Source organism: Mesorhizobium sp. M7A.F.Ca.CA.004.12.1.1 (assembly GCF_003997835.1).
In the GTDB taxonomy this organism is placed as follows: domain Bacteria; phylum Pseudomonadota; class Alphaproteobacteria; order Rhizobiales; family Rhizobiaceae; genus Mesorhizobium.
In genome coordinates this window covers 1-8365 of sequence record NZ_RZRK01000216.1, presented here as the reverse complement: position 1 = coordinate 8365, position 8365 = coordinate 1, and the positions used below count along the sequence as shown (strand labels likewise).

At 64.2% G+C, this 8365-nt stretch carries 8 protein-coding genes; all 8 read right to left on the bottom strand.

What is annotated here, in order from left to right; translation table 11 throughout:
- Window positions 1-1131 (bottom strand): DNA repair protein RadA (gene radA / locus EN984_RS13785; RefSeq protein WP_127383786.1); only part of this gene is annotated, 1131 nt, incomplete at its 3' end.
- A 57-nt stretch (window positions 1132-1188) separates the two neighbouring features.
- Complete coding sequence (locus EN984_RS13780; protein ID WP_127267851.1) at window positions 1189-2679, bottom strand: replicative DNA helicase; 1491 nt, start codon at window positions 2677-2679, stop codon at window positions 1189-1191.
- Between the two features lie 227 nt (window positions 2680-2906).
- Complete coding sequence (locus EN984_RS13775) at window positions 2907-4136, bottom strand: RNA polymerase sigma factor (protein ID WP_127267850.1); 1230 nt, start codon at window positions 4134-4136, stop codon at window positions 2907-2909.
- Window positions 4133-4498, bottom strand: coding sequence for a YciI family protein (locus EN984_RS13770; RefSeq protein WP_027037981.1), 366 nt, complete (start codon window positions 4496-4498; stop codon window positions 4133-4135). Before EN984_RS13770 ends, EN984_RS13775 begins: the two co-directional genes overlap by 4 nt.
- A 46-nt stretch (window positions 4499-4544) precedes the next feature.
- Window positions 4545-5258 carry a DUF1428 domain-containing protein gene (locus tag EN984_RS13765; protein WP_127267849.1) on the bottom strand — a complete coding sequence of 238 codons (714 nt, stop codon included), beginning with the start codon at window positions 5256-5258 and terminating at the stop codon, window positions 4545-4547.
- Window positions 5259-5399: 141 nt separating this feature from the next.
- Entirely contained in the window at window positions 5400-6371 is a 972-nt protein-coding gene (locus EN984_RS13760; protein WP_127272491.1) for a small ribosomal subunit Rsm22 family protein, read from the bottom strand.
- Window position 6372: 1 nt separating this feature from the next.
- Window positions 6373-6696 (bottom strand): YnfA family protein, encoded by a 324-nt coding sequence (locus EN984_RS13755; RefSeq protein ID WP_127272490.1) that lies wholly within the window; start codon window positions 6694-6696, stop codon window positions 6373-6375.
- A 69-nt stretch (window positions 6697-6765) separates the two neighbouring features.
- Window positions 6766-8070: a cyclopropane-fatty-acyl-phospholipid synthase family protein gene (locus EN984_RS13750; protein ID WP_127272489.1), complete on the bottom strand. Its 1305-nt coding sequence runs from the start codon at window positions 8068-8070 to the stop codon at window positions 6766-6768.
- Window positions 8071-8365: the final 295 nt, after the last annotated feature.

Below are 8365 nucleotides of genomic sequence, written 5' to 3'. Positions count from 1 at the left end.
GGCCGCCACTGCCAGATCGGCCGCGGGCTCCGAAATCCGGTAGCCTCCGGCGACGTTGAGATAGACATCGTGGCTGCCGAAGCGCACCCCGCAATGGGCTTCGAGAACTGCCAGGATCATAGACAGCCGGGCGCCGTCCCAGCCGACGACGGCGCGGCGCGGCGTGCCGAGCGAGGAGGGTGCGACCAGTGCCTGGATCTCGACCAGCACCGGCCTTGTCCCCTCCATGCCGGCGAAAACCGCGGCCCCGGGCGATTTTGCATGGCGCTCGCCAAGGAAAAGCTCGGACGGATTGGCAACCTCGCGCAGGCCCTTGTCCGACATTTCGAAGACGCCGATCTCGTCGGTCGGTCCAAAACGGTTCTTCACCGTACGCAGGATGCGATAGTGATGGCCGCCTTCGCCCTCGAAGTAGAGCACGGCGTCGACCATATGCTCGACGACACGCGGCCCCGCGATCTGGCCTTCCTTCGTGACATGGCCGACCAGCACGATCGCAGCACCCGTGGATTTCGCATAGCGGATCATCGCCTGGGCGGCGGCGCGCACCTGTGTGACGGTGCCCGGTGCCGAATCGGCAAGGTCGGTCCACAGCGTCTGGATCGAATCCAGGATGACGAGATCAGGCCGCTTGCCGTCGGCGATCGTCGCCAGGATGTCCTCGACATTGGTCTCGGCGGCAAGTTCCACCGGAGAAGAGGCGACGCCAAGCCGCTGCGCCCGCAGCCTGATCTGCGCGACCGCCTCTTCGCCCGAGACATAGACGATGCGGTGGCCTTTTGATGCTAGCGCCGCGGCCGCCTGGGTGAGCAGCGTCGACTTGCCGATACCAGGATCGCCGCCGACCAGCAGCGCCGAGCCGCGCACGAAACCACCGCCGGTGGCGCGATCGAGTTCGCCGATGCCCGAAATGATGCGTGGCGCATCCTCGATGTCGCCGGACAGCGTGGTCAGCACCACCGCGCGGCCCTTGCGGGCATTGCGCGTGTTGGCCGGTCCTGAGCCGATGCCGCCGGACGTGCCTTCCTCGACCAGCGTGTTCCACTCGCCGCAGGCATCGCATTTGCCGGCCCAGCGCTGATGCACCGATCCGCAGCTCTGGCAGATGAATTGGACCCGGGATTTGGCCATCAGCGGGATGCTGCTTGAAAATGGTCTGGGCGAGGTTGGCTGGGGTAGGTCAAAAAGCTACTCGAACCTTTCCGGCAGATGATGCTCCTCGGCGAGGTCGGAGAAGCGGGTGAACTCGCCCTGGAAGGCAAGGCTGACGGTGCCGGTCGGTCCGTGGCGCTGCTTGGCGATGATCACTTCGGCCTTGCCCTGGACTTCGATCATCTTCGCCTCCCAGGCGAGATGCTCGGGCGTGCCTTTCTCCGGCTCCTTGTTCTTGATGTAGTATTCCTCGCGGTACACGAACAGCACCACGTCGGCGTCCTGCTCGATCGAACCCGATTCGCGCAGATCGGACAGCTGGGGATGCTTGTCGTCGCGGCTTTCAACCTGACGCGAAAGCTGTGAGAGGGCGATGATCGGCACGCCCAACTCCTTGCCGAGTGCCTTCAGTCCGGTGGTGATCTCGGTGATTTCCTGGACGCGGTTCTGCGACGCCTTGGCGGACGAACCCTGCATCAGCTGGATATAGTCGATGACCATCAGGTCAAGCCCGCGCTGACGCTTGAGGCGGCGGGCGCGCGCCGCAAGCTGGGCAATGGAAATACCGCCCGTCTGGTCGATATAGAGCGGCCGTTTATGGTTCTCCTGCGTGTAGGCAACGAGCTTGCCGAAATCGGCCTCCGTCAGATCGCCGCGCCGGATTTTCGACGATGGGATCTCGGTCTGCTCGGAGATGATGCGGGTGGCCAGCTGCTCCGACGACATTTCGAGCGAGAAGAAACCGACGACGCCGCCATTGGCCGCCTTGACCGAACCGTCGGCCTGCTGGGCAGGCTCATAGGCGGCAGCGATGTTGTAGGCGATGTTGGTGGCCAGCGACGTCTTGCCCATGCCTGGGCGGCCGGCGATGATGATCAAATCCGAAGGCTGCAGGCCGCCCATGCGGTGGTCGAGATCGCGCAGGCCGGTGGCAATGCCGGACAGGTGGCCATCGCGCATATAGGCCGCGCTGGCCATGTCGACGGCATTCTTCAACGCATCGGAAAAGCTTTCGAAACCGCCATCGTAGCGGCCGTTTTCGGCCAGCTCGAACAGCCGCCGCTCAGCATCCTCGATCTGTTCGCCGGGCGCCATGTCGACCGGCGCGTCATAGGCGATGTTGACCATGTCCTCGCCGACCGTGATCAGCGCGCGGCGCGTCGCAAGATCGTAGATGGCGCGGCCATAGTCGGTGGCGTTGACGACGGTCACAGCCTCGACCGCCAGCCGCACGACATATTGCGCCATCGTCATGTCGCCGACCTTCTCGTCGGCGGGCAGGAAGGTTTTCAGCGTGATCGGCGTCGCGACCTTGCCCATACGGATAAACTCGGACGCCACCTCGAAGATCTTGCGGTGCAGCGGCTCGTAGAAATGGCTGGCCTTGAGGAAGTCCGAGACGCGATAGAAGGCGTCGTTGTTGACGAGGATGGCGCCGAGCAGCGCTTGCTCGGCCTCGATGTTGTTGGGCGCTTCACGATAAAGCGGTGTTTCCGCCACGCCGAATTTTCGCGCTGCTTCTGCCATGATATCCCCGATTTCGATCCCGGCCTTTCGATATCAGAACGTGACAAGTCCATGCTGACTTATCTGCACCAGTGCCTGTCCAATCAGCTTTGATACCCGCGATTCACAGCCGAGTTTTTTCGGTGGAAAGAATCACAATTGACTCGAATCGAAAGAACGATTGTAGCGCATCTATAGGGAGAACAAAACGAGAAAACAAGCGCTGGGTTCCTGTGCCGCCACTCCGTTCAAAGCTGACCGAGTCGCCCCTCGATGAACCGGCGTTCCGCCGGTTGCCGGGTCAACTCGATCGCCCGCCGGTAGGAGGTCCTTGCCGCTTCGGTTAAGCCAAGCCTGCGCTGCATGTCTGCTCGCGCCGCGTGCGCCAGATGGTAGCCGTCCAGCCCGCCTTGTGCCATGACCGCCTCGATTTCCGCCAGTCCGGCCTGCGGGCCGTCGCGCATGCCTATGGCCGCGGCGCGGTTGAGTGCCACGACCGGTGAGGGGTCGACGCGGCCGAGCACATCGTAAAGCGCGACGATCTGTACCCAGTCGGTCTCCGCCGTGCCTGCCGCCTCGGCGTGGACGGAAGCAATGGCCGCCTGCAGGATATACGGTCCGATGCGGCGCGAGGCGATCGCCCGACCGATCAGGCCGTCGGCCTCGGCGATCGGCGAACGGTCCCACAGCGTGCGGTCCTGATCCTCCAGCAGGACAAGGTCGCCGCTGGCATTGACCCGCGTCGCGCGCCGCGCCTCGTGCAGCAGCATCAGGGCAAGCAGCCCTTGCGCCTCCGGCTGGTCGAGCAGTTCGACCATCAGCCGGCCGAGCCGGATCGCCTCGGCGCACAGGTCGGCCCGCGTCAGGTTCGGCCCCTCGGTGGCCGCGTAACCCTCGTTGAAGATCAGGTAGATCACCTGCAGCGCGCTCTCGAGACGCACCGGCAGGTCGGCGCGGTCGGGCACCTCGTAGGGGATCGCCTCGTCCCGGATCTTCGCCTTGGCCCGCACGATGCGTTGCGCAATGGTCGGTGTCGGCGTCAGATAGGCGCGGGCGATCTCTTCGGTGGTCAAACCACCCACTTCGCGCAGGGTCAGGGCGATGCGTGCATCCGGCGCCAGCGCCGGATGGCAGCAGACGAAGATGAGCCGCAATTCATCGTCCTGGATGTCTTCCGGCATGGCCGGCTCCCGTGTCGGCTCGGCCAGCGCCGTGAGTTCGGGCAGAGCCCCGGCCAGCCGTGCTTCCCGGCGCCAGCGGTCGATGGTCCTGAAGCGGCCGGCCGAGACCAGCCAGGAATAGGGGTTGGCCGGCACACCCTGGCGCGGCCATTGCTCGGCGGCAGCAGTGAAGGCCTCATGCAAGGCCTCCTCCGCCGCGTCGAAACCGCCGAGCAGGCGGATCAAGGTCGCCAGCACGCGCCGCGCCTCGGTGCGGTAGGCCGCCTCCAGGGCATCGCGGGGGCTGGTGGTGCTCACAGGACCGGCGGCGGCTGGCTGAAGTCGACGACCGGGCGAACTTCGACAAAGCCGATCGTTGCCAGTGGATGGCCGCTCGCCACTCGCACCGCCTCGTTGAGATCGCGGGCCTCGATGACGATGATGCCGCCCAGGATCTCCTTGGTCTCCATGAACGGGCCGTCGACGGTCGACATCTTGCCGTCGCGGACCTGCACGGTCATTGCCTCCTCGGGCAGCACCAGGGCCTCGGCGGTTACGAAGTGGCCGCTGGCTTTGAGCACCTCGTCATATCCGGAGCACTCGGCCAGCACGGCATTGGCCTCCGGGCTGCCGCCGAACAATGTTTTGGGGTGGTAATAGATGAGACAGGCGTAACGCATGGTGGGTTTCCTTTTCCAGGATTGTCGAAAACTAGGGTTCTTGGGATCAGGCGTCGAGGATCGGCGCAAAGCCGCCATGGACCCGGCGCTGGTTGTCGTAGGGCATGGTGTCGGCATACATGCGCGGATCGGCAATCACCTTTTTCCAGGCGTCATCGCGCACCTGCTTCGACGGCCATTCGACCCAGGCATAGACGACGACCTCGTCGCCCGTTGCTTTCACGGCGCCACGGTAGTCGGTGACCTCGCCGTCGGGAACATCGTCGCCCCACGCTTCGACAACGCGGGTTGCGCCGTGTTCCTTGATCACCGCGGCCTGCTTCGTCGCTACGGCAAGGTAGGCCTGCTTGTTGGCGGCCGGCACCGGCACCAGCGAGCCATCGATATAGCCCGTCTTGCCGGTCGTGTTCAGGTCGATGAAGGGCGTGAAGCCACCGATGATCATGCGCTTGCCGTCAAAGGGCATGGAAGCGCCGATCTCCGCCATGCGCGGGTCGCTCATCATCGTCTGATAGGCCGCGTCCGCCGCCGCCTTGTCCGCGTATTCGTGCCATGAAAAGGTGATGACTTCATCCGGCTTTGCCTTCACGGCTCCCTTGAAGTCGGTGATCTTGCCGCCGGGCACGTCGTCGCCCCATCCTTCGACCATGCGGGTGGTGCCGAACTCCTTCAGCACCGATGCCACCTCGGCGACATGCCTGCGGTAAGCTTCCTTGTTGGCGGCGGGCACCGCGGCGACAAATCCTGCGATATAGCTCATTGCGTTTCTCCTATTGGCTGATGCCGTTTGACACTCTTGGCGTCTCGAAAGGTCCGAGAACGCCAATGGTCGAACGGCACGGCCTGGATTCGACATCGCTTCGAAATTTTTCTTCGAGGCGGTCGCAAACGCTGCTGCTGTCTATTCGGAAGCCAGCCTGTCGCCCCAGTCCAGCCGCCGGGCCAGCTTGAAGTCGGCGCCGTCGCGCTTGGTGAACAAGCGCTCGGCGGCGGTGCCGTCGTCCCGGCAAAGTTTGAGCAGAACCTTGCCGGAACCGGATTTCGGCGGCGCAAGAACCCGCGCCTGGTGCGATGTGAGTCCGTCGCGAGAAGCCGCGACATAGATGAATTTCTCATCTTCCCACGGCACGTCGGCGTCCTTGGCCAGCCGGTGCAGGCGCGAGCGGGCGACGCGGCGGGAAAAGTGGCACCAGTCGGGCGCGGTGAGCGGGCAGGGCGCCTGATGCGGGCAAGGCGCAAGCACATGCGCGCCCGCCTCGATCAACTGCCGGCGCACGGCAAGGATGCGCTGCCAGCCGGCGGGGGTGCCCGGCTCGACCACAAGCAGCGTGTCGGCGGTGAGTTGCCAGAGGCGGTCGATGAGCTTCGGCAGTGATGCGGGAGCGATTTCGTCGAGCACATAGGCGCACGTGACCAGATCGGCCGGCTCGATGTCGGCAAGGTCGATGGTGGCATCACCGGCCAGCCATCTGGTCTGGGCGGCAATTGTGTCGCCGGCAAGCGTCTCGCCGACCTTGCGCACCGCGGCACTGGCTTCGAACAACACTGCCTGTTCGAGATCGGGCCACTGGTCGGTCGTGGCCCAAAGCACCGTGCCAGGGCCGGCGCCGACATCGAGCAGGCTCCTGGGTTGAAAGCCGGGCTTTGCGTCGCTCAGCGCGTCGAGGCTGGCGCGGATCGCGGCATAGGTCGCCGGCAGCCGCGTCGCCAGATAGGCTTTCACTGCCAGGTCCTCGGCCATGTGCAAACGGCCGTCACGCAACTCGGCACGATAACGGTCGGACAGCGTTTTTGCCGCTTGCTTGAGTACCGCAAGAGGAACGTTTTCGAGCAGGCGCTCGACACCTTGGCGAAGGGAGGCCGGCAACTCCATCTCACGCGCCCCGCGGGACGAGAAGGATCACCGAAGCGCCGGCAATGCAGAGCGCGGCACCGGCAAGATCCCAGCGGTCGGGGCGAACGCCCTCCACCAGCCACAGCCAGCCAAGCGACGCCGCGATGTAGATGCCGCCATAGGCGGCGTAGGCGCGGCCGGCGGCTGACATGTCCACCAGCGCCAGCAGGAAGCCGAACAGGGCAAGCGAGGCGAGGCCGGGAAGAAGCCAAAGCGGCGACTTTTCGAGCCGCCACCAGGCCCAGAACGAAAAGCAGCCGGCGATCTCGGCCAGAGCGGCGGCGGCATAGAGGACGTAGGTCATGAAAAAAAGGTCCCGCGACAGTCACGGGACCTTTTTCAGTGCAGGCGCCGGCAATGGCAAGCGGCAATGCTATTCCTGGTCGGCAACCTTGCGGCGGCGAGCCGGCTTGGCGGCCGGGCTCTTTTTGACGGGAGCCGTTTCACGATGCCCCATGTCGCGCATCTCAAGCGCTTTTTCGCATTTGGCCATGTAGTCGCGTGTCATCGGCAGCGTGTCGTTCTTCTTGGCGATCTGGATCTGGAAGATCACCAGGTCCTGCCAGCGGAAGGCGGCTTCCGAGGCCGCCAGGTAGAATTCCCACATGCGGCAGAAACGCTCGTCATAGATCGCCTTGGCCTTGTCGCGATTGGCGGCGAAGCGCACGCCCCAGTGCTTCAGCGTATCGGCATAGTGGAGCCGCAGGATCTCGACGTCGGTGACGACCAGGCCCGACTTTTCGATCGCCGGCATGACTTCCGAGAGCGACGGGATGTAGCCGCCCGGGAAGATGTATTTGCGGATGAAGGCGCTGGTCGCCCACGGCACGCCGGAACGGCCGATCGTGTGCAACAGCATCACGCCATCGGGCTTGAGCAGCGTCGCGCTCTTGTCGAAGAAGGTGCGGTAGTGGTTGACGCCGACATGCTCGAACATGCCGACCGAGACGATGCGGTCGAAACGCTCGTTGAGTTCGCGGTAGTCCTTCAGCTCGAAATGCACACGGCTTTCCAGCCCTTGCGCGTGCGCCCGGTCGGTGGCTACGCCATGCTGCTCGGTCGACAGAGTCACGCCCTGCACGTCGACGTCGAACGCCTTGGCGAGGTAGAGGCCAAGCCCGCCCCAGCCGGAGCCGATGTCGAGCACGGTCTGGCCGGCCTTCAGCCGGAGCTTGGCGGCGATGTGGCGTTTCTTGGCGGCCTGCGCTTCGTCGAGCGTCATGTCCGGCTGCTCGAAATAGGCGCAGGAATATTGCATGTCCTCGTCGAGGAAGAGCCGGTAGAGGTCGCCCGACAAATCGTAGTGTCGCTGCACGTTGCGCCGCGAGCGCGAGGCGGTGTTGATCTGCTGCAGCCGGCGGAAGGCGTGGCGCAAGCCTTCGATGGCCTTCGACCAGGTGGCGTCGATGCCGCCGCTGCCCATGTTCTGGAAGGCGATGCGCATCACGCCCAGCACGCCGCCTTCGAGAATGTCGAGTTCGCCGTCCATGTAGGCTTCAGGCACCGCCAACATCGGATCGAAGGTGATGGCGCGCTCGGCATGCGCGGTCTTGATGTGCATGTGCACCGGTTCGCCGCTGCCGTCGCCGAAAACCACAGCCGAGCCCTTGGGACCAGTCACCTTGAGATTGCCGGTACGCACCAGGCGGTCGAGAACGCGCTTCAACAGAATATTCATGACCAAATGTCCCCTCTCGGCCAGACAGGCTGCCTTGGCGCGTGACCGCGAAAATCAGTGTCGATTTCCCCGAAGATCTTGCGCCGAACCAAAGTTGCACAGCGTGCTTTGCGCGGCCAAAGGACGCGCGACGCCATAGTCTGCAACAATATATAGGGGTTCGAAAAGTTCCATTTGGCACAAAAATGCCCGGGCGAGAGGCCCGGGCATTGGTCCAGCATGGCTGGATGACGGCAAAGTGATCGAAGCACGCTTCAATCGAGATCGGAGCGCAGCTTCAACCTCTTTGCTATGG

What these genes read in the sequence shown, in the direction of transcription:
- EN984_RS13780 (WP_127267851.1), bottom strand. Translation starts at nt 2,679, where the DNA reads ATGGCAGAAGCAGCGCGAAAATTCGGCGTGGCGGAAACACCGCTTTAT.
- EN984_RS13770 (WP_027037981.1), bottom strand. Translation starts at nt 4,498, where the DNA reads ATGCGTTACGCCTGTCTCATCTATTACCACCCCAAAACATTGTTCGGC.
- EN984_RS13765 (WP_127267849.1), bottom strand. Translation starts at nt 5,258, where the DNA reads ATGAGCTATATCGCAGGATTTGTCGCCGCGGTGCCCGCCGCCAACAAG.
- EN984_RS13760 (WP_127272491.1), bottom strand. Translation starts at nt 6,371, where the DNA reads ATGGAGTTGCCGGCCTCCCTTCGCCAAGGTGTCGAGCGCCTGCTCGAA.
- EN984_RS13755 (WP_127272490.1), bottom strand. Translation starts at nt 6,696, where the DNA reads ATGACCTACGTCCTCTATGCCGCCGCCGCTCTGGCCGAGATCGCCGGC.
- EN984_RS13750 (WP_127272489.1), bottom strand. Translation starts at nt 8,070, where the DNA reads ATGAATATTCTGTTGAAGCGCGTTCTCGACCGCCTGGTGCGTACCGGC.